The following is a 19,962-nucleotide window of genomic DNA, read 5'->3' as shown; positions in this document are numbered from 1 at the left end:
GCAGGGCTCGTGCGGGCTACGGGGTCGCCCGGGCCGGCGTGCACTCTCTAGACGCCTCGAACGTCTGCTGCAGCCGCTGCGTGGTGTACTCGTCCTGCCTGCGCGGGATGCCGTCACCGGAGATGAGCATGGCGTCCCAGTCGGCGTCGGTCACCAGTGGGCTATCGGGTCGCGGCTCGTCAGAGGCGGGCACGTCCACGGTCACGGTCAGCACGCCGGTGTGGCCGGCCGGCTCGGTGTTCAGGTAGTAAACGAAGTTTCCGAGTCCGAAGTGGACGTACGAGTCGCCCACCCAGCCGGCGCCGTTGACGCGGTGGGCGTGATCGCCCAGGATCACGTCCGCTCCCGCGGCCTCCAACGCCTCGGCGGAGGCGATCGCCTCGTCACCAGGACAGGTGTAGCCCTCGAGCCCCCAGTGCACGTAGGCCACCACTACGTCAGCCTCCTCGCGGGCCTCGCGGACCGCCTGTAGGAGCCGGCCCCGGGGCAGCGCCGAGGCGATCCCCGCACTCGACGGTCCCGCCGCGTAATAGCTAGTGGTCTCCTCGACTATCTGCGAGGCGCCCACAAAAGCGACCTTGACTCCCCGCACATCAACGACCACGGGCGCGAACGCTTCCTGCTCGTCGCGACCGATGCCGACCACCGGGATCGGGGAGGCCTCGATCGCGTCGAACGTGTCGGCCAGGCCCTCATCGCCGAAGTCCACCGCGTGATTATTGGCCATGGTCACCAGGTCGACGCCCGCACCCGCGACCGCATCCAACGCCTGGGCCGGTGCTCGCCAGGTGAAGGGTTTCCCGGGCACCGGTGTGCCGCGTTCGGTGAGCGCGGTCTCGAGATTGACCATCGACACGTCCGCGGCGCCCAGAGTCGAGCGCAACTCGGCCAGCGCGCCGGGCGTGGTGGCCAGCTGCGCGAGATGGTTCTCGAAGTGGACGTCCCCGGCAAAGGCCAGTGTGATCCGCTCCGCGGGCCGCACGGGTGGGGTGTTCTGCGTGGCCTCGTCGTCGCCGGCCCGAACGCGGGCTTCCGCAGACTCCGCGCCGCTCCAGGGCGTCCCTACTCGGCCCAGCGCCACTCCCCCGAGCAGACCGACCGCAAGCACCACGACGAGCCCGACCGTGCCAGCGGCCAGCCCGCGCCGCGCCCCCGGACCGCGGAGTGCGGCTCGGCGGGCGGCGGAACGCTCAGCCCGCGCGGCGGCATCCCGGGCCCGGGCGGCAGGGGTGGAAAACGACGCCAACGGATGTCACTCGCTTCACTCGGGCGACACCGGGCGCGGCGTCGCGGGGTCAGGCGTCCCGGCGCAGCGTGACCACCAGGCCGACGAGCCACAGGGCCACGCATACGGCCGCGAACAGGGCGAACGCGGGCCACTCACCCCAGGTGATGTGTCCGCGAGCAGTCTCGCCCTGCGTCCAGAAATCACCGTTGGCGAACGGCATCCAGCCGGCGATATCGGTACCGACCTTGGGGATCATGGAGACCATGCCCTCCAGGGCCAGGATCCAGACCAGGAACAGCGAGATAGTACCCGCGGCGTTGCGCATGATGTTCGCCAGGCCCATCACCGCGACCGTGCCCAGGCCCGCGTAGACGGGGAAACGCCACATGTACTGCAGCCCGTCCCCGGAGAACGGGGTCCACGACTCGTTGCCCGACAGTCCGCCCGCCACGAGGAGCGAGACGACGACGGCCACCGCGACCACCACCATCGACAGCACTGTGAACAGCGCCGTCTTGGCGAGAATGGCGGGCCAGCGCGACGGCGTGACCAGGAACGTCGACCGAATCGTGTGATAGCGGTGCTCGCCGGTGACCGCGACGATCGCCGCGATCCACGTCAGGAGGACGGTGAACACACTGACGCCCGCGAGCGCGAACAGCGGGTCGCTGCCGCCGCCGGGCTCACCCACGATCGGATCACCGCTCGAGCTTTGCTCCAGCTGACCGAACAGCACCGCCAGACCCACCGCCAGGAAGATCCCGATCCCGTAGAGCCAGTAGGCGCTCTTGGTGGAGGTGACCTTGATCCACTCGGATTTCAGCAGGTTCATCGGGCGGACTCCTGACCGTGGTACTCGACGTCGTGCTCGGTGAGGGCCATGAAGGCCTCCTCCAGGGACGCCCGCTTCTCGTGCAGTTCATGGACGGTTATCCCGAGGCTCGCGGCCAGGTCCCCGATCTGCTCGGCCTTGGCCCCCTCGATGAGGAAAACGCCCTGCGCCGGGTCGAACGTGGCGTTGACTGTCTCCTCGCGTGCTGCCGACGCGAACTCCTCCACGTGCGGCGTCCGCAGGACGACCGAGGACTTAGCGGCCGAGAGGAACGACTCCACGGAGGTCTCGGCACGCAGCTTTCCGCGACCGATCACCACCAGGTCCTGGGCCGTCTGCGCCATCTCCGACAGCAGATGCGAAGAGACCAGCACCGTGCGGCCCTCGGCTGCGCGCGAGTGCATGAACCGGCGGATCCACAGGATGCCCTCCGGATCGAGACCGTTGACCGGCTCGTCGAACAGCAGGACGTCCGGGTCACCGAGCATGGCGGTGGCCAGTCCGAGACGCTGACGCATACCCAGCGAGTAGCCGCCGACCTTGCGGCCCGCAACGTCGGAGAGGCCGACCAGACCCAACACCTCGTCCACGCGGGAGGGTGCGAAACCGCCGGCCGCCGCGATCATCTTCAGGTGAGAACCGGCCGAGCGGTTGGCGTGCGTCCACGAGGCGTCCAACAGGCAGCCGACCGTGTGCGCGGGGTTCTCCAGCTCCCGGTACGGCGTGCCGTTGACCAACGCCTCGCCCGATGTGGGCGTGTCCAGTCCGACGATCATCCGCATGGTCGTGGACTTTCCCGCGCCGTTGGGCCCGAGGAAGCCGGTGACGACGCCCGGGCGCACCGTGAAGGTGAGATCGTCCACCGCCGTGGACGCGCCGAAGCGCTTGGTGAGATTCCGTACCTCGATCATGGTCACCAGTGTGCCTGACGAGGTTCGGAGAGCGTGGGCCCACCTACTCAGCGCGCATACAGGAGTGATCGAGGTCACCGACCGCAGTGCCGCCGCGCAAGCTGTCGTGCAGGGTCGTGGAATGCGCCCTGTAATTGGTCTAGTGGAGTTGGGCAGAGACGGCTACGGCACGGCTGGTAACCCCTTAAGCTCGGCTGGTATGGACCACGGCACGTCCGACCCGGACCACAATCGCCCCGCGGTGCGGGCCTCGGATGCGGAGCGTCACGAGACCGCCAGGCTCCTCCAGAAGGCGTTCGCGGAGGGGCGGCTCACCGTGAGCGAGTTCGACGAACGCACCGAACAGGTCTACCAGGCGCGATTCCGGACCGAGCTCGCCGAGCTGACAGTCGACCTGTCACCCGCCCACGGCGATATGGATTTTCCTCCGGCCCTGTGGCCCGATTCTCGGGATGACCGCACTCCGGCCAGCCGCGTCACGGGCCAGACCGGAACCATCGCGTCGGTGGCGGTGATGAGCGGATGCGACCGCTCGGGGCCGTGGACCCTCGCCACCAGTCACATCGCGGTGGCGGTCATGGGCGGCATCACGATTGATCTGCGGGAGGCCTACCTGCAGTCGAGCGAGGTGACCGTCCGGGCGTTCGCCGTGTGGGGTGGCATCGAGATCCTCGTTCCGGACGATCTAAACCTCGTGATGGACGGCTTCGGGCTGATGGGTGGCTTCGCCGAGGAGTCCGGCGCCTGGGAGCAGGACCCCAGGCCGGTGCGGCAGGCCCCTCCCGGTGCCCCGACCGTCCGGGTGACCGGACTGGCGCTGATGGGCGGGGTCGGGGTCAGGCGCGTTCCCCGACGGGAGAGTTAGGTCCGCGCGGCCTACCCGGCCAGGGGTCAGTCGACCGGCGGGCTGGACGCCTGCGCCCAGAACCTCTTGGGGATACGGCCGGCCACGCGGGCGGCATGCCCGGCCCGGACCGCCTCGCGCATCGCCGCGGCCATGAGCGGCGGATTCTCGGCGCGCGTCACGGCGGTGGCCAGCAGCACGCCATCGCAGCCCAGTTCCATGGCCAGAGCGGCGTCGGAGGCGGTGCCGATCCCGGCATCACAGATCACCGGCACCCCGGCACGCTCGACGATCATCTCCATATTGTGCGGGTTGCAGATGCCCAGCCCGGTGCCGATCGGCGCGCCCAGCGGCATGACCGCCGCGCAGCCCACGTCCTCGAGTCGGCGCGCGAGGACCGGGTCGTCGGTGGTGTACGGGAGGACGACGAAGCCGTCATCGACCAGGTCCTCGGCAGCCTCGAGGAGTTCCACCCCGTCGGGCAGCAGCGTGCGCTCGTCGGCGATCACCTCGAGTTTGACCCAGTTGGTGCCGAGCGCCTCCCTGGCCAGCCGGGCCGTCTTGACCGCCTCCGCTGCGCCCCGACAGCCCGCGGTGTTGGGCAGTGGACGGATTCCGAGTTCCTTCAGCAGTCCGAGCAGCCCGACGCCGTCCGAGCCGAGCCGCAGGTCCACCTTGCGGATTGACACGGTGGTCAGGGCGGTGCCGGAGGCGATCAATGCCTCGCGCAGCACCTCCTGGTTGCCGGCGCCGCCGGTGCCCGTGATCAGTCGCGAACCCAGTTCCTCGCCGGCGATGACCAGCGGGGAATCCAACACGCTCGCGACCAGGTCCGAGGTTGTGGGGCCGGTGTTGTCAGCCACCCTGGACCGCCGTGAGGACGTCCACCTCCGCGCCGGAGCCCAACGGGGCCGCGTCCCAGCCCGAGCTGGGGACCACCATGCCGTCGACCGCGATCGCCACGCCCTCCTCGGGCAGGTCGAGCTCGGTGACGAGTGCCCGGACGGTCGCGCCATCCTCGAGGGTGCGGTCCTCCCCGTTCACACGGACGATCATGATTCCTCCTGCGGAAAAGACGGTGCAATGCCCTCCACGGTAGTCAACTCACGCCGGGTCCGGTGAACCCGGCGCGGCGGAGCCGATCACGCGCGGGTGAACCGATCCGGTCCGGCGGCGAGCGCGGCGGTCGGCACGGGCAGTCCTAGCACCTCGGCCCGCACGGCGGCCGCCGTGACCGGGGTCAGCGCGATCCCGTTACGCCCGTGACCGGTGGCGTGGATCAGGCGCGGGTCGTTGGCGTCGGCGCCCAGAATCGGCAGGTTGTCCGGGGACATCGGCCGCAATCCGGCAATGGTCTCCGCCAGCTCGTACTCGCCGATGCCGGGGAAGACGGTCTCCGCATCCGCGAGCAGATCGCGAACTCCGGCAACGGTGACCTGTCGGTCATCGCCGTGCTCATATTGGGTTGCGCCCACCACGAGTCCGCCTTCGCGCGGGACCAGATACAGCGGCCGACCCCGCACGAACGCACGCACCACACCGACGGGCGGGTCCTCGCAGCCCGGCCGGGCACGCAGTCGCAGCACCTCGCCCTTGACCGGGCGGACGGGCAGCTCCGCCAGTTCCGCCGAGCCGGAGCCCGCGGACAGGACCACGCGATCGGCGTCGACGTCGTCGAGGTCGGTCACGGCCCGGCGCACCCACGTCACACCCTCGGCGCGGCAGGCGCGGGTCAGCGCGGCGAGCAGGATCCGGTTGTCAACTGAGCCCTCGGAGTCCATGCGGTAGGCGGCACGGGCGACGCGGGCCAAGGACGGTTCGGCCTCGCGGAGCTGGCGGCGGGTGACGCGGCGCAGGTCCGCCTCCGTGATCGCGGAGGAGGCAGAGCCGGTGGCGGGCTCCGGCTGGCGGGCAGCCCAGCTCATGGCCATATCGAGATCACGGGCGTCGGCGTCGTCGACAGCCAACAGGTGCGTGTACGCGGCCGTGCGGATCGGCGGCCCGGGTGGGCGATGCGCCTCGAGCGCCTCCAGGAACGCCGGCCACATGCGCAGCGAGCTCACCCCGAGCGCGAACACCGTCTCCTCCCCCGGCCAGGCCTCACTGAACGGTGCGAGCATGCCTCCCGCCACCCAGGAGGCGCCGCCGGTGGGGACTCCGTCGGGCCCGGAGTCGTCGGGCTCGTGGATCACCACCTCCGCGGCCACTCCCGAGCGGGCCAGCGACCACGCGCAGGCCAGGCCGATCACCGATCCACCCACCACCGCTACCCGGCGCGCGCCCACTCCTGCGTCAGAGACGGAGCTGCTCGCGGCGGGCGGGCGGACGTCGGCGGTCATGGCGGCAAGCCTAGTCGGGACGTGTCCTACGGTTGAGACCATGACCTCCCGCGCAGCCGACCTCCGATCCCGCCTCGCCGACGCCCGCCTCTATCTCTGCATCGACACCCGCCGGCACCTCGACGAGCACGCCCGTGCGCAGGGCTGGACCGGCAGCTACCCGGCGCTACGCCGCGATGTCACGGCCGCGCTGGCCGGCGGCGTGGACATCGTGCAGCTCAGGGACAAGAACTCCGCCGGAGAGCGGGAGCACGGGCCGCTCGAGGCCGGGCACGAACTGCGGGCGCTGGCGGTGATGCGCGAGGTGTGCGACGCTCACGGCGCGCTGCTGGCGGTGAACGATCGCGCTGACATCGCCGCGGCTGCCGGCGCCGACGTGCTGCACGTCGGGCAGGACGATCTACCGGGGAAATGGGCGCGCCGGATCATCGGCGACGACGTGATCCTCGGGATCTCCTGCCACGCCACGGACGAGGTGGACGCGGCCGCGGCCGACCCGCTCTTCGACTACTTCTGCACCGGCCCGGTGTGGCCCACCCCGACCAAGCCGGGCCGCCACGCGCCGGGGCCGGAGCTGGTGCGGCACGCGGCTGGACTGAGCAGCCCGGCCAAGATCGCCGGAGTGGGTCTGGCCGGGAAGCCGTGGTTCGCGATCGGCGGAATCGACGCCGCCAACCTGCCCGAGGTGCTGGCCGCGGGCGCGGAGCGGATCGTGGTGGTGCGCGCCATCACGGATGCCGTTGACCCCACCGCCGCAGCCCGCGAACTGCGCGACGCCGTGACGAGGTAGCGCCGCAGCGCAGACCGGCTATTCCGCCAATTCTTTGGTCAGAGTCCTCCGCAACACCTGTCGAGGCTTCTCGTCGAGTGCGTCGCCCTTCTCGCCTCGTCGTCGTCCCCAGGAACTCGGGGCCAACCCCGGCACCAACGTGAGCGCCCGGCCGAGGCCCAGCGCGGGCCACTCCACCACCGCATGGTCGACGTTGACGGTGGCACGGCGGCCGCGCAGCTCGAGGGACATGACACCGTTGTCGAACCAGATCCCATCGCTGACCCGCCACCGGACCTCGGGATCGCGCACCCCCACCGCACGGGCCAGTCGGCGGGTCAGAGTGGGCATGGGTTCACGCACCGACAGCCGGTTCACCACACGAATAGACTTTTGTAAAGGGTTACGGAACGGCGACATCACCAGCTGGTGCACCCGCGTGGGCGAGTCAGCCACGCGCTGCGAGGTGAGCTCCACCTCCTCCAGGTACGAGCAGTGGACATCGCCGCCGAGCATGAGGATCGACGCGGGGCCAGATGGCCCGGCGGTGGCCACTTCGGTGAGCAGCCCCACCAGGTCGTCGAAGCTGCGACGGAACGCGCCCCAGTGCTCGAGGTCCACCGCCAGGCGGATCCGCTCTCCGATCCGCGCGCTGAGCGGCTTGTTCGGCCTGTCTCGGGCCACCGCCTCGTTCCACCCCTCCAGGTTGTGCAGCGCGGGGAGCATGAACGCCGGCAGCGACGAACCGATCACCAGATGATCCACGTCGGCGTCCAGGCAGGACCGGCGTGCCCACTCCCACTCGTCCGCATCCATCACGCGGCGGTTGTCGGGGTCCAGGTCGCGGGAGGCGCGCACGTCCAGCATCACCACGCGCACCCGACCGAAGTCCCGCTTGAAACTCCACTGGGAGGTCCCGCGCTCGGCGTCGGCGGACACGGCGAAGTCGGCGAGGATCCGCTCCCGCTCTGCGTCGGAGTCAGCGGCGCGCAGCGCCCGGTAGGTCTCGTTCGACTGCAGCTCGTCGGGCGGGAGGTTGCCCAGGTGCTGGTAGACGAAGTAGCTGGAGAACGCGCCGATCACGCGATCGCGCCACCACGGTTGCGCGGTCATTTCGCGGCGCCACGAGTGCGAGGAGTTCCAGTCGTCGCGCAGGTCGTGGTCGTCCAGGATCATGCAGCTCGGCACCGTCGACAGCAGCCAGCGGACGTCCGGGTCATTCCACGATTCGTGGTACAGCCACGAGTACTCCTCAAAGTCGCAGATCTCCTCGGACACGTCGCGGTCACCACCGGCGCCGGCCGAATCACGCACGGCCTGCGGGCCAAGCCCCGCGCGGCGACGTTCCGCCAGCCGTTGAGCGATGTCACCGCTGGGGATGTCCGCGTACACCTGATCGCCGAGCAGCAGCATCGTGTCGGGCCACTCGTCGTGATCGGTGCGGGCCATCTGGTGCGACAGCGCCACCAGTGCGTCGGCACCGATCTTGCGCAGGGCCCTGGGGGTCTGGCTCTCGCCGCGACGACACGATCCGAATGCCAGCCGCACCGTGTCGTCCACGCGCGGAGTGCCGATCACGCTGGGTCGCTCGGGGTCGATCGGCCACACCGAAGTGCCGTCCAGCTCGACCTCATACGGCGTCGCGACGCCCTCCGGCAGGTTGCGCAGGTGCAGGATCGCGAAATGGTGCCCGTGCACACCCCACGTCTGATCGGTGACCACCTCGTCGGCGGCGCGGATGGTCACCCGGCACGGCGTGGACACCTCGATCCACACCGTGGCGGCGGTCCGGTCGACGAACCGAAGAATCGGGCCGACAAGGATCTCAGGGCGTGAGGAGGTCGGGGTCATGGGGACCAGTGTGCCCCCGCGCGGACGATCTCCGCGCGTTCTCGCGGGAGCGGGTGCTATCCGAGAAGAGCCCGGGGACCGACGACGACGACCCCGCCCGGCAACCTGGCCCGCAGGCCCCGATCAGCCGTCACCACCACCACCCGGCGGGGCCCGCCGTCCAGCTCGGTGGCCAGGTGGACAATCGCGTCGTCGCCGGAGCCCGGAGCATGGTGCACCACAAAGGGCCCGTCGTGTCGGGCGGAGCGGGCGGCCCCCTCGATCACCGCATGGGCGCGGGACACCCAGCCGAAGCGGGCCGGACCGGTGGCGGCGAGCTCGATGGTGCGCGGCATCCCGGCACCCAGTTCGTCGAGCAACCGCCCGGTGGCGCCGGCGCGGTCCTTCCACCAGCCGTCCGGACGTGAGCCCAGCACATTGGCCACGTCCACCACCAGCTCGACCGGGTGGCTGCGCAGTCCGTCGTCCCACGCGACCGCGAAGGCGGGCATCAGCGGAAGGTCGGAAACCCGCGTCTCGGGCACCCACCGCAGTTCCAGACTCTCGTTGTTGGCCACCGTCTCCAGTGGGCGCGGCGCATCGGCCACCACGGTGGTGTAGGTCCACTCGACGGGGTCGGCCGAGGCCTCTACCAACGGTGGGATGGTTCGAGGCGGGGAGTCCCCTCCGCTCTCCGGGTCCGCCTCTTCCGAGTGTTTCTGGTCGGGCCGCAGACGCCGCAGCATCTCGGCCACGTGCCGCATGTCCATGCCGGGCCGATGCCACACGGTGCCCGGCATGCGGGAGGTCACGATCTCCGTGCGAACCACCACGTCGGCGGGGCGGATCTCGGCTTCCTCCTCCGTCTCACGCAACGCGGCCTCGGGGGCGTCCTCGAAGGAATCGCGTGCACCACCCGGCAGCGCCCACGTGTCACCGGAGGCGGTCCACACGGCCCGATGCTGCAGCAGGACCAGCGGGATGTCCGGATCCGTGGGGTCTGCAGCTCGCAGCAGCAGGCCGGCCGCGCCGAACCTCCCCCACCGCCGATCACCGTCGGCGGACACCACCCAGGCGTTGCCGTCACCCTCGCTCGCGGCCACTGGTCACCCACTTCCCGGGACAGGTTCCACCCCGGATCGGGCGAAACCTTGAGTACTCGTCGACCAGTCTGCCCGACTCCACGCTCGCACTTCACTAACCTTGGTACTCACTGCCGTCGGACGCCATGTCCGGAGAGCGAGGATCGGGAGGTGAGCGGACACGATGCGCGCCCCCATACTCACGCAAGGAAATGCGTCTGAGGCCCCCACCGGCACCCGCAGGTCCCCCACCGCGGTCGCCGCGGCCGCCTCCGCCTCAGCCACCGCCTCCTCGGCCACCGGCACCTCGACCGTGGTCCAGGCGCGGCGCCCGGTCCGCCGGCGCGCAGCCCGCTACTGGAACGACGTCCTCACCACGCCGGGCCGGATGTCGGTCTTCGCGCTGCTGGCGATCATCGCGGTGCTGGCGGGCGGGATCGTGGCGTCCAACACCATCACCCAACGTCAGAGTCACCACGAGACCCTGTTGGCCGAGGTCGAGCCCGTCGCCAACGCCTCGCAATCGCTGTACAGCTCCCTGACCATCGCGGACTCGGCTGCCAACACCGCCTTCATCACGGGCGGCATCGAGCCCGCGGAACTGCGCGACCGCTACCTGCAGGCGATCGCCACGTCGTCGTCGTCGATCATCGCCGCCTCCCAGGGCCTCGACCGCACCGACGTGGAATCCATCGACCAGCTCGCCCACATCAACGCGCAACTGACCACCTACACCGGCCTCGTGGAGACGGCGCGAACCAACAACCGCGTGGCCAACCCGGTCGGTTCGGCGTACCTGGCGTCCGCATCGGCGCTGATGCAGGACACCATTCTTCCGGCGGCCGCCGACCTCTACGACCGGCAGGCCACGTCGGTCGGTGAGTCGGATCGGGAGTGGTCGTCGCCGCCATGGGGGTCGTTCCTGCTGTTGGGGCTGGCGATCGGTGTGCTGGTGCTGATGCAGCAGTGGCTGTGGCGGCTCACCGGGCGGCGGGCCAACCCGGCGTTGGCCCTGGCCACGCTGCTGATGGTGGCCACGTTCCTGCTGACGATGGTCGCCGGGTTCCTGGCCGCCAACGACAACGCCAAGGGCCTGTCCGAGGGCGCGGCGCCGATGAACGAGCTGACCCGCCAGCGCATCAACGCGCAGAAGGTGCGGGCGCAGGAGACCCTCAACCTGGTGCGGCGGACCGACCCCGAGGGCTCCGCGGCCGATCGGGCGGCCATCCTCGGCGGCGTGCGCGACACGTTGACGGTGTACCTCGACGACGACGAAGCGTCCGACAACAGCATCAGTCTCGACGCCGACGGGTCCGTCACTGACGCCATCGGTGCCCTCGACGAGTGGATGGCCGCCCAGAACCGTGCCGACTCCCTCTACCAACAGGGCGACTACCTGGGCGCGATCACCATCTCCTCCGGGCAGGACGCCGGGGACTCGGGCGCCGCGTTCGACGAGTTCGACGAGTCCATGCAGGAGGCCATCGAGGAAGCCCGCGACACCCTGCGCACCCGCATCGACAAGGCGCGCCGCACCTCCTCCAGCGGCCCCAATCTCATCATCGCGCTATCCACACTGGCCGCCTTCGCCGTGGTCGTGGGAATCGCGCCGCGGATCAGGGAGTACCTGTGAGTGCGCGGGCGCGGGCGCGGGTCGTGCGGAGTGCGATCGGGGGCGCGCTGGTGGCGGCACTGGCGGTCGGTGGCGCCTGTGGGGTCGACGACGACGAGGGCGGCTCCGGCGTGCGCGATCCCGGCTCCGACGTGGGTTCCGAGTTCGCGGCGGCCTCGGGGGCTGGCATCCCGAAAGTCGATGCCGTGATGCCGCTCCCGGCCGGGGCCGTGATCAGTACCGAACTGCCCGCCGGTCTCCCCGTCGACAATGACGACTCGTGCAACCCACTGCCCAGCCTCCGACCGGACGCCGCCCCGCCCGAAGAGCGCGTACCCCGGATCAAGGAGCGGGGACGGCTCATCGTGGGACTCGATCAGGGCTCCAACCTCTTCTCCTTCCGCGACCCCGCCACCGGCCAGCTCACGGGCTTTGACGTGGACTTGGCCCGCGAGATAGCCACCGACATCTTTGGCGACCCCCGCCAGGTCGAATTCCGGTCCCTGACGTCAGCCAACCGGATCGAGGCGCTGGAGGACGACTCGGTGGACGTGGTGATCCGGTCGATGTCCATCACGTGTGAGCGACGCGAGCGGGTGACTTTCTCGGTGCCGTATTACGAGGCGTACCAGCGGGTCCTGGCCGTGCGAGGGTCAGGAATCACGGAAATCGAACATCTTGAGGGCAAGCGCGTGTGCGTGGCGGCCGGGACAACCTCCGCTTCGCGTCTGTGGTCCGAGTTGGACCGGATCACCGTCCTCTCGGTCAACACGTGGGCCGACTGCCTGGTGGCAATCCAGCAGAACCAGGTGGACGCCATCACCACCGACGACGCCATCCTCGTGGGCATCACCGCGCAGGACCCGTATCTGGAGATCGTGGGCCCTCAGCTGGATGCCGAGCCGTACGGGGTGGGCATCGCCAAGTCCGGACCTGGCCACAACACCGACGGGCTGGTGCGGCAGGTCAACTCGACTCTCGAGAGGATCCGCAACGACGGCACCTGGAGCCGCATGTACTCGACCTGGCTCTCCGGGCTCGGACCCAACCCCGGGATGCCCGCGCCGCAGTACATCCCGGAGGAGCCGCGATGAGCGCGCACGAGTGGGAGGACGGCGCCGGAGCCTCGTCGGCATCGGACCCCGTCTCAGATGACGGCGAGCCCACCGTCGGCACCCAGGCCGTCATGCGGACGGAGGCCGTGGCGGTGACCGAGGCAGCGGTTGCCGGGATGGCCGAGACTGGTGCCACCGCCTCCGGCGGCGTGGCGTACACGGGGCCCACGGAGGTGACCGGCCGGATGGAGGTCACCGGGCTGACAGACGCCACCGGGCCGATGGATGCCACCGGGGCCGTGCCCATGACCGGTCTCCTCGAGGACACGGGGCCGGGCGAACCCGACGCCGACGCCAACGCCGACCACGATCCTGAATCCCGCACCGAATCGGTGCCCGGCGCCGGGCACTCCAGCCGGATGGGCGATGCCCCCACCGGCGAGCGGGCCACCTCGGCCCCATTCCGACTCCGGCAACCCACCAAGCCCGAGGACCGCCCCAGCCAGGCGGCCGAAGGCCTGGTCGACCTGCCATACATCATCCCCGTCGACCCCACTTCGGCCATGCTGTCGCCGGAGGACATCGAGGCCGAATGCGAGGCGTCGAACGGCCGGCTTCCCCGCCCCGAACTGCGGCCCGGCGATCTGGTGGCCGACCAGTACGAGGTCCGCGGCGCGCTCGCCCACGGCGGCATGGGCTGGATCTACCTGGCGGTCGACCACAACGTTTCCGACCGCTGGGTGGTGCTCAAGGGCCTGCTCCACGCGGACCAGGCCGAGGCCCAGGAAGTGGCCGTGGCCGAACGGGAGATCCTCGCAGAACTGTCGCACCCCTCGATCGTGCGAATCTACAACTTCATCCACGACGACTGGGCCACCTCGCCCACGCACGGCGGGTACATCGTCATGGAGTACGTCGGCGGGCCCAGCCTCCGGGACGTCCGGCGCGCCGCGCCCGGTCGAGTCCTGCCCGTCGAGAAGGCCATTGCCTACATTCTTGAGGTCCTCCAGGCGCTCTCGTACCTCCATACGGTGGGGCTGGTCTACAACGACCTCAAGCCCGAGAACATCATGCTCACCGAGGACCACGTCAAGCTCATCGACATGGGCGCCGTCTCGGGCGTCGGCGACTACGGCCACATCTACGGCACCCCCGGCTTCCAGGCCCCGGAGATCCCCCGCACCGGGCCCACCATCGCCTCGGACCTCTACACCGTCGGCCGCACTCTGGCCGCGCTCATCGTCCGCCTGCCCGTGGTCGAGGGGCGCTACGCCGACGGCATCCCCTCCCCCATGGAGGAGCCGGTGTTCAGCCGGTACGACTCTCTGTACCGGTTCCTGCTGCGGTCCACCAACGAGGACCCCGACATGCGGTTCCGCAGCGCCATCGGTATGGCCGGCCAGCTGATGGGCGTCCTGCGCGAGGTCTTGGCCCTGCGGACCGGGGTACCGCATCCCGCGTTCTCACAGGTGTTCTCGCCTCAGCGGTCGACCTTCGGCACCCTGTTCACGGTCGAGCCCACCGACTTCCTCGTCGACGGCCACGCCCGCGACACCACCCTCACCGGATCTGAACTCGTCGACGCCCTCCCGGTCCCGCTCATGGAGGCCTCCGACCCGGCCAGCCGCATCCTCGCGGCCACTTCGTACACCTCGGTCGAGCAGCGGATCGACACCCTGCGCGAGCTGTACTCGGATGCCGAGTCCGAGGCCCACGAAAGCGTCGGCGTGATCATGTCCCTCTCGCGCGCCTACCTGGAGAGCGGCGACCTCGCCGCAGCCGAGGCCCTACTGGATCAGAACGCCCATCGCATGAGATCCGAATGGCGTCTCGTCTGGTATCGCGGAGTGATCGCCCTCCTCAAGGGCGACCCGGTGGGCGCCTACCCCAAGTTCCAGCAGGTGCTCTCCGCTATGCCGGGAGAAAACGGTCCCAAACTAGCGTTGGCCGCGACTGCCGAACTGATCCTCGACGTGTGCCCCGAGAGCGACCGCACTCGCTGGGCCCGCTCGAGTGAACACTTCTACCGAACCGTGTGGTCAGTCGACCGGTCGGTCATCAGCTCCGCGTTTGGCCTGGCGCGTCAGCTCCAGCGACGCGGCGAAGTCACCGCCGCCATCGAGGAGCTCGACCAGGTTCCCGCCAATTCCCGCTACGCCACCCTGGGCAAACTGACCGCCATCCTCCTGCTGTGCCAGGGCCGCCCGATCGAGGAGACAGAAGAGTCGCACCTGCGTGAAGCCGCCCGCCGCGTGCACAACCTGCCCGCCGGCGAACACCGCGCGTTCCAGATCCGTCTGACCGTCCTGACCACGGCACTGGCCTGGATCAAGCAGCCCGGCAGCGACCCGTCGCCGTCGCCTCTGATGCGGGGCGTGCCGTTCACGGAATTCGGACTGCGCTCGGGTGCCGAGAGCGTGCTGCGGACACTGGCCCGATCCACAGAGACACGGCAGCAACGCTTCCGGCTGGTGGATCAGGCAAACAGCATCCGGCCCCGCACCCTGTTCTGACCGGTCGGGGACCGCGTTCCAGCACCCGTCGGACTAGTCCCCGTCCTAGCCGGAGCAGGGGCCGCATCAACTCTTCAGCCCGAGGACATCGTCGCACGCGCGGGCGATCGCCAACTCCTCATCTGTGGGCACCACGAGGACCTTCACCGAGCTGCCTGGTGAAGAAATGATGCGTTCGCCGGAGCCGTTCTCATTAGCGTCGGCGTCGAGCTCCACGCCCCAGCCTGCCAAGGTGGACAACGCATCGGCCCGCAGGCGGGCGACGTTCTCTCCCACCCCGGCGGTAAACGTGATCGCATCCACTCGGCCGAGGATCGCCCAGTAGCCGCCGATGTAGCGACGCAGCCGGTGAATCACCACGTCGTAGGCGAGAATGGCGTCGTCGTCGTGGTCATCCACCCTGGTGAGCAGCTCGCGGAAGTCGCGCGCCCCGCACATTCCTTCCAGCCCGGACTTCCTGTTGAGGAGGGTGGAGACGTCCTGCGGCGTCATGCCACGGTCTCGGATGAGGTGGATGAGCAGTCCGGGGTCAACGTCGCCGGGCCGCGTCCCCATGACCAGCCCCTCAAGCGGCGTCAGGCCCATGGAGGTGTCCACGGCGCGGCCACAGTCGATCGCTGACGCCGACGCCCCGTTACCGAGGTGGAGCACGATCTGGTTCAGCTGCTCGTAGGGCTGACCCAGGACGTCGGCTGTCCGGCGGGATACGAACTCGTGACTGGTGCCGTGGAACCCGTATCGACGCAGGTCCCACTTCCGGGCCGTCTCGAGGTCGATGGCGTAGGTGTGCGCTGCGGCGGGAAGCGTGTGGAAGAAGCCCGTGTCGAACACGGCGACGTGCGGGAGCCCGGGCAGTAAGTCGCGGGCCACACGAATTCCGCGGAGGTTCGCTGGATTGTGCAATGGCGCGAGGAGCTCGAGCTCCTCGATGTCCGCCTCCACTTCGGGTGTGACCTCAACCGGGTCGTGGAAGGCCGGACCGCCGTGGACCACTCGGTGGCCGATCGCCTGAACCCCCAGCTCGGTCGGGTGCACGTGCAACTCGCGTGTCAGCTCCAGTACGCGGGAGAGCGCGGCAGTGTGGTCGGGGAACGACTCCTCGACGGTGCGCTGGTCACCGGGAGCTCCGGGCAGATCACTGCGGCGGACGGTCACCGTGCCGAGGGCGTCACCGATCCGCTCGACCAGCGCCCAGGCCAGCTCGCTCTCGAGGGCGGTGTCGAGAATCTGCAGTTTCAGCGAGGATGAGCCCGAGTTGATGACGAGCACTCGGGTCATGAGTTTTCCTCCTGAGAGTCTGCGACGCCCTGCGCCTGCACGGCAGTGATCGCGACCGTGTTGACGATGTCCTCGACCAGCGCACCCCGTGAGAGGTCGTTGATGGGCTTGCGGAGCCCCTGCAGGACCGGGCCGATCGCCACCGCGCCGGCGGTCCGTTGCACGGCCTTGTACGTGTTGTTGCCCGTGTTGAGGTCGGGGAACACCAGGACGGTGGCTCGTCCGGCGACCGGCGACTCGGGCATCTTCTTCTGTGCGACGGTGGGGTCGACGGCGGCGTCGAACTGCAGCGGTCCGTCTACCACGAGGCCGGCCGCGGGGTCGTCCTCGGCAGCCTCGTCGATCCTGGACCGCACGAGCGCGGTCGCCTCGCGCACCTTGTCGACGTCGGCCCCGGTGCCGGAATCGCCGGTGGAGTACGAGAGCAGGGCCACGCGCGGGTCGATCCCGAAACGTGAGGCGGTCTCGGCGGATGACAGGGCGATGTCCGCGAGTTGCTGGGCGGTGGGGTCGGGTACCACCGCGCAGTCCCCGAAGGCCAGGACGTGGTCGGCCAGGCACATGAGGAAGACGCTGGACACCGTCTTCACGCCGGGTCGGGTGCGGATGATCTCCAGGGCGGGGCGAATGGTGTGTGCGGTGGTGTGTGCGGCACCGGAGACCATGCCGTCGGCGAGGCCTGTGTGCACCATCATCGTGGCGAAGTACGAGATGTCGAGAATGCGGTCGCGCGCCACATCCAGGGTCATGCCCTTGTGCTTACGCAATTCGACGTACTCGTGGGCGAACCGGTCGGCGTGCTCGCTCGTGCGCGGATCCAGCACATTCGCACCACCCAGTTGGATGCCCAGTTCGTCCGCGCGGCGACGGATCGACTCGGGGTCGCCGAGGATCGTCAGGTCCGCCACCTCGCGTCGCAGGAGCCGGCCGGCGGCGTGCAGGATGCGGTCGTCGTCCCCCTCGGGGAGCACGATGTGGCGTTTGTCGGTCCGGGCGCGTTCGAGCAGTTGGTACTCGAACATCTGCGGCGTCATGACATCCGGGGCATCGACGCGCAGTGGTGCGAGCAATTCCTCCGTGTCGACGTATTTTTCCATCAGACTGAGCGCGGTCTCCACCTTGCGTCCCGATCCCGCGTACACCCGCCCGCGGGTCTCCGCCGCCAGACGAGCGGTGTCGTAGGTTCCGTGATCTGTGCAGATGATCGGCAGTGTGGAGCGCATGCCGCAGACCAACTTGTCCATCGCCGAGTTCGGCTTGACCCCGCCGTTCCAGATCATCCCGGCCAGTGAAGGGAAGCCCTCGGCGGCGTGCGCGGCGAGGATCGCCAGCACCGCATCGGTGCGGTCGGCGGGGACGATGACGACCATCCCGTCGACCAGACGCTCGAGAATCCTGTCGCCGGTCATGCCTCCGACCATGACGGCCATCGCCTCGCGGTCGAGTAGGGCCGGGTCACCCGAGTAGAGGTCGCCGTCGACGGCCTCCATGAGTTCGCCCATCGTGGGGGCTGTGAGCACTGACTCGGTGGGCAACGTCCAGGAGGAGACACCCAGCGAACTGAGCTCGGCCCGGATCTGGTCGAGCGCTTCCGGGTCGCACCGGTTCGCAACGACTCCGACGGGGTGCGCGTGTTCGGCTCTCAACTCGTCCAGCGTGAGCCTGGCGTTGGTGCCGATCTCCTCAGGGGTGCGGTCCGCGCCACGGATCACCAACAGGACAGGCGCGCCGAGGTTCACGGCGATGGTGGCGTTGAAGTCGAATTCGGTGGGGCTGGGCACGCCGGTGTAGTCAGTACCGACGATCACTACGACATCACACTGCCGGGCCACCACGTGGTAGCGGTCGACGATCTCGCTCAGCGCAGCATCGCGATCCTCGTGGACCCGCAAGTTGCTCACGCCGACGCAGTCCTCGTATTCCAGGTCCGCAGTAGTGTGCTGCAGCAGCATCTCCACTATCCGGTCGCGGGCGGGCTCACCGTCACCGCGTCCCGCGGCGGCTGCGCGCGGCGCCACAGTGACGGGTCGGAACACGCCGACCCGCTGGACGGACCCGGCGAGGATACGGAGTAGCCCGAGTGCGACCGTTGACTTTCCAGTGTCACCTTCGGGGGCCACGACGTAGACCGCCGATGACGAGAGTGGTTCGCCCGCCGACTGGGAGGGGATCGACAGAGCAGCGACCTCGGCCTCGGATAGTTCGGCTCCGGCTGGCTCAGTAGAGGCAGTAGACGCGGACACAACGGACTCGGGCGGAAGAGAATCGGGCACGGAGGCATTGTGACAGCGCTGGCCCCGCAGCACACCTCGTACACACCCGGAGCCCCGATCCCGCACCTCAGCGCGGGACCGCTCGTCAGACATCGGTGAGCCTGTCGACACCGGGCGGCAGCCACCTGCACAGCCCGGGAGAGGCGGCGTCCACCACGGTTTTCCACCCACTCGGGCCATCGCCGACGAACCCGTGGTGAACGGGGCAGGCGAGCGCGCCGTTGGCGACGGTCGTGGGCCCACCTCGGGACCACTGCCTCACGTGGTGGAACTGACTTCGTCTGGCTGGTGCGCTGCACCCGGGGTATGTGCATCCTCCGTGTGCTGCGTAGAGGACCAGCCGTTGGATCGCCGACGCCAGTCGACGGTCGGGATGGGAGTCCACGTCGATCCGGTGCAGTTCCTCGCGCCCGTCCCGCAGCAGCGAGACGAACCACGGCATCGCGCCCGCCAGGGACACCGCTTGTCGCACGCTGAGCTGGGTGCCGGCGTCGGTCCGCACGAGCACGGTGGGGTCCTCGAGCTGCTCGGGGGTCACCCGCACGATGATGGTCCCGATGCCCTTGGGCCGTGCGGGGTCGACGGTTGACCCGAGGGCCCACTGGTGCACGAGCGCGTCGTGCGCGCGCTGTTCGGGTGTGCGATCGTCGGTCCCGGGCTCACATTCCACGGCGCCGCCGGGCCCGCCGAAGTCGCACAGGGCCCGCTCGACAAGCGCGCGAGCGCGAGGCGTGAGGGTCATGGTCAGAGTGCTGGTGCCGTCGGACCGGACCGCGCCGAGCCGGGCGGTACGTTGCCGCTCCTGGTGCTCTTCGCGGTCCCTACCCCGGTCGGGACAAAGGGCCGCGACACGACGCGCTGCCTCGGCTCGCAGGTCGGCGGGAGCTGCCGAGCGCGCGAACTGCGTGAGCTCCTCGGCAAAGCGGAGTGTGGCGTCGCCGCCCATCGTCCCTGGCAGCCCAGAGACCGCCTTGGCGATGATCCGCTCATGCTCGCCCGTGATCTCCCCGCCCGCGGCCGCTCGGCCCGCCGGGGTGGCCTGGCGTCCGCCGGCCTCGATCCGTCCGTGCACCGTTCCCTTGGCCAGACCCAGTTTCTCGGCGAGCATCGCGGCGACACCGCCGGCGCTGCGCCCCTTTAGCCGGTGCAACGCGGCGAGCTCGGCGGTGGCCCGGGCGCCGCAGGCGTCCAGCCGTCGTGCGACCACCTCCACGCGCCCCACGGCGGCGGCGATCATCTCCGCGTCGTGTTCAGCCCAGTCAACCGCACACAGCGTCTCCACCGACGCCTCGAGGAAGGCGAGAACGTCGGTCAGCGGAGCCGGCGCATCGCGCTCACCGGCCCACGCATCCGCGTCTCGCACTTCCTGATCCATGCCTCACACCATAGAACACAC

At 69.6% G+C, this 19,962-nt stretch carries 16 protein-coding genes; 5 read left to right on the top strand and 11 right to left on the bottom strand.

What is annotated here, in order from left to right; genetic code table 11:
* Positions 1-16: 16 nt before the first annotated feature.
* From ON04_RS06905 to ON04_RS06895, 3 genes are read right to left on the bottom strand one after another with little or no spacing between them, the layout of a single operon-like run.
* Entirely contained in the window at positions 17-1,246 is a 1,230-nt protein-coding gene (locus ON04_RS06905) for a CapA family protein (RefSeq protein ID WP_010540868.1), read from the bottom strand.
* A 49-nt stretch (positions 1,247-1,295) separates the two neighbouring features.
* Positions 1,296-2,060: an ABC transporter permease gene (locus ON04_RS06900; RefSeq protein ID WP_010540867.1), complete on the bottom strand. Its 765-nt coding sequence runs from the start codon at positions 2,058-2,060 to the stop codon at positions 1,296-1,298.
* Entirely contained in the window at positions 2,057-2,971 is a 915-nt protein-coding gene (locus tag ON04_RS06895; RefSeq protein ID WP_029457947.1) for an ABC transporter ATP-binding protein, read from the bottom strand. Before ON04_RS06895 ends, ON04_RS06900 begins: the two co-directional genes overlap by 4 nt.
* Positions 2,972-3,170: 199 nt before the next feature.
* Between ON04_RS06895 and ON04_RS06890 the strand changes: the two genes are divergently transcribed.
* Positions 3,171-3,836, top strand: coding sequence for a DUF1707 SHOCT-like domain-containing protein (locus tag ON04_RS06890; protein WP_010540865.1), 666 nt, complete (start codon positions 3,171-3,173; stop codon positions 3,834-3,836).
* A gap of 26 nt (positions 3,837-3,862) precedes the next feature.
* Here ON04_RS06890 and thiG read toward each other — a convergent pair whose 3' ends face one another.
* The 3 genes from thiG to thiO all read right to left on the bottom strand — a co-directional run bounded on the left by thiG (position 3,863) and on the right by thiO (position 6,154).
* Entirely contained in the window at positions 3,863-4,633 is a 771-nt protein-coding gene (gene thiG / locus ON04_RS06885; RefSeq protein WP_029457944.1) for a thiazole synthase, read from the bottom strand.
* A gap of 37 nt (positions 4,634-4,670) precedes the next feature.
* Positions 4,671-4,871: a sulfur carrier protein ThiS gene (thiS, locus tag ON04_RS06880; RefSeq protein ID WP_010540863.1), complete on the bottom strand. Its 201-nt coding sequence runs from the start codon at positions 4,869-4,871 to the stop codon at positions 4,671-4,673.
* Between the two features lie 86 nt (positions 4,872-4,957).
* Positions 4,958-6,154, bottom strand: a complete 1,197-nt coding sequence (gene thiO / locus ON04_RS06875) for a glycine oxidase ThiO (RefSeq protein WP_010540862.1) — start codon at positions 6,152-6,154, stop codon at positions 4,958-4,960.
* 40 nt (positions 6,155-6,194) lie between these two features.
* Here thiO and thiE point away from each other — a divergent pair, with 40 nt between their 5' ends.
* Positions 6,195-6,944 carry a thiamine phosphate synthase gene (gene thiE / locus ON04_RS06870; protein ID WP_010540861.1) on the top strand — a complete coding sequence of 250 codons (750 nt, stop codon included), beginning with the start codon at positions 6,195-6,197 and terminating at the stop codon, positions 6,942-6,944.
* Between the two features lie 18 nt (positions 6,945-6,962).
* Here the strand turns inward: thiE and ON04_RS06865 are convergent, their stop codons facing one another.
* Positions 6,963-8,774, bottom strand: coding sequence for an alkaline phosphatase D family protein (locus tag ON04_RS06865; protein ID WP_010540860.1), 1,812 nt, complete (start codon positions 8,772-8,774; stop codon positions 6,963-6,965).
* 56 nt (positions 8,775-8,830) lie between these two features.
* The gene (locus ON04_RS06860) at positions 8,831-9,856 is read right to left on the bottom strand and encodes an NUDIX hydrolase (RefSeq protein ID WP_010540859.1); all 1,026 of its coding nucleotides are present in this window, start codon (positions 9,854-9,856) and stop codon (positions 8,831-8,833) included.
* Between the two features lie 163 nt (positions 9,857-10,019).
* On the opposite strand from ON04_RS06860, the gene ON04_RS06855 reads away from it, so the two are divergent.
* From ON04_RS06855 to ON04_RS06845, 3 genes are read left to right on the top strand one after another with little or no spacing between them, the layout of a single operon-like run.
* Positions 10,020-11,468 (top strand): hypothetical protein, encoded by a 1,449-nt coding sequence (locus ON04_RS06855; RefSeq protein ID WP_010540858.1) that lies wholly within the window; start codon positions 10,020-10,022, stop codon positions 11,466-11,468.
* Positions 11,465-12,541 carry a glutamate ABC transporter substrate-binding protein gene (locus ON04_RS06850; protein WP_010540857.1) on the top strand — a complete coding sequence of 359 codons (1,077 nt, stop codon included), beginning with the start codon at positions 11,465-11,467 and terminating at the stop codon, positions 12,539-12,541. The genes ON04_RS06855 and ON04_RS06850 overlap by 4 nt, the downstream gene beginning before the upstream one ends.
* Complete coding sequence (locus ON04_RS06845; protein WP_010540856.1) at positions 12,538-15,015, top strand: serine/threonine protein kinase; 2,478 nt, start codon at positions 12,538-12,540, stop codon at positions 15,013-15,015. The genes ON04_RS06850 and ON04_RS06845 overlap by 4 nt, the downstream gene beginning before the upstream one ends.
* 66 nt (positions 15,016-15,081) lie before the next feature.
* Here ON04_RS06845 and ON04_RS06840 read toward each other — a convergent pair whose 3' ends face one another.
* The 3 genes from ON04_RS06840 to ON04_RS06830 form a co-directional block, all read right to left on the bottom strand.
* A complete protein-coding gene (locus ON04_RS06840; protein WP_010540855.1) occupies positions 15,082-16,293 on the bottom strand; it encodes an acetate/propionate family kinase in 1,212 nt (403 codons plus the stop codon).
* Positions 16,290-18,566 carry a phosphate acetyltransferase gene (pta, locus tag ON04_RS06835; protein WP_141564666.1) on the bottom strand — a complete coding sequence of 759 codons (2,277 nt, stop codon included), beginning with the start codon at positions 18,564-18,566 and terminating at the stop codon, positions 16,290-16,292. The genes ON04_RS06840 and pta overlap by 4 nt, the downstream gene beginning before the upstream one ends.
* Positions 18,567-18,651: 85 nt before the next feature.
* The gene (locus ON04_RS06830) at positions 18,652-19,941 is read right to left on the bottom strand and encodes an HNH endonuclease signature motif containing protein (RefSeq protein ID WP_010540853.1); all 1,290 of its coding nucleotides are present in this window, start codon (positions 19,939-19,941) and stop codon (positions 18,652-18,654) included.
* Between the last annotated feature and the right edge of the window lie 21 nt (positions 19,942-19,962).

The organism is Dietzia alimentaria 72, from assembly GCF_000226215.1.
Taxonomy (GTDB): Bacteria; Actinomycetota; Actinomycetes; order Mycobacteriales; family Mycobacteriaceae; genus Dietzia; species Dietzia alimentaria.
The sequence above is the reverse complement of the archived record's forward strand: the minus strand, read 5'-3'. Positions and strand labels throughout refer to the sequence as shown.

Coding starts and splice junctions, on each gene's coding strand:
- ON04_RS06900 (WP_010540867.1), bottom strand. CDS start 2,060: ATGAACCTGCTGAAATCCGAGTGGATCAAGGTCACCTCCACCAAGAGC.
- ON04_RS06895 (WP_029457947.1), bottom strand. CDS start 2,971: ATGATCGAGGTACGGAATCTCACCAAGCGCTTCGGCGCGTCCACGGCG.
- ON04_RS06890 (WP_010540865.1), top strand. CDS start 3,171: ATGGACCACGGCACGTCCGACCCGGACCACAATCGCCCCGCGGTGCGG.
- thiS (WP_010540863.1), bottom strand. CDS start 4,871: ATGATCGTCCGTGTGAACGGGGAGGACCGCACCCTCGAGGATGGCGCG.
- thiO (WP_010540862.1), bottom strand. CDS start 6,154: ATGACCGCCGACGTCCGCCCGCCCGCCGCGAGCAGCTCCGTCTCTGAC.
- thiE (WP_010540861.1), top strand. CDS start 6,195: ATGACCTCCCGCGCAGCCGACCTCCGATCCCGCCTCGCCGACGCCCGC.
- ON04_RS06865 (WP_010540860.1), bottom strand. CDS start 8,774: ATGACCCCGACCTCCTCACGCCCTGAGATCCTTGTCGGCCCGATTCTT.
- ON04_RS06855 (WP_010540858.1), top strand. CDS start 10,020: ATGCGCGCCCCCATACTCACGCAAGGAAATGCGTCTGAGGCCCCCACC.
- ON04_RS06845 (WP_010540856.1), top strand. CDS start 12,538: ATGAGCGCGCACGAGTGGGAGGACGGCGCCGGAGCCTCGTCGGCATCG.
- ON04_RS06840 (WP_010540855.1), bottom strand. CDS start 16,293: ATGACCCGAGTGCTCGTCATCAACTCGGGCTCATCCTCGCTGAAACTG.
- ON04_RS06830 (WP_010540853.1), bottom strand. CDS start 19,941: ATGGATCAGGAAGTGCGAGACGCGGATGCGTGGGCCGGTGAGCGCGAT.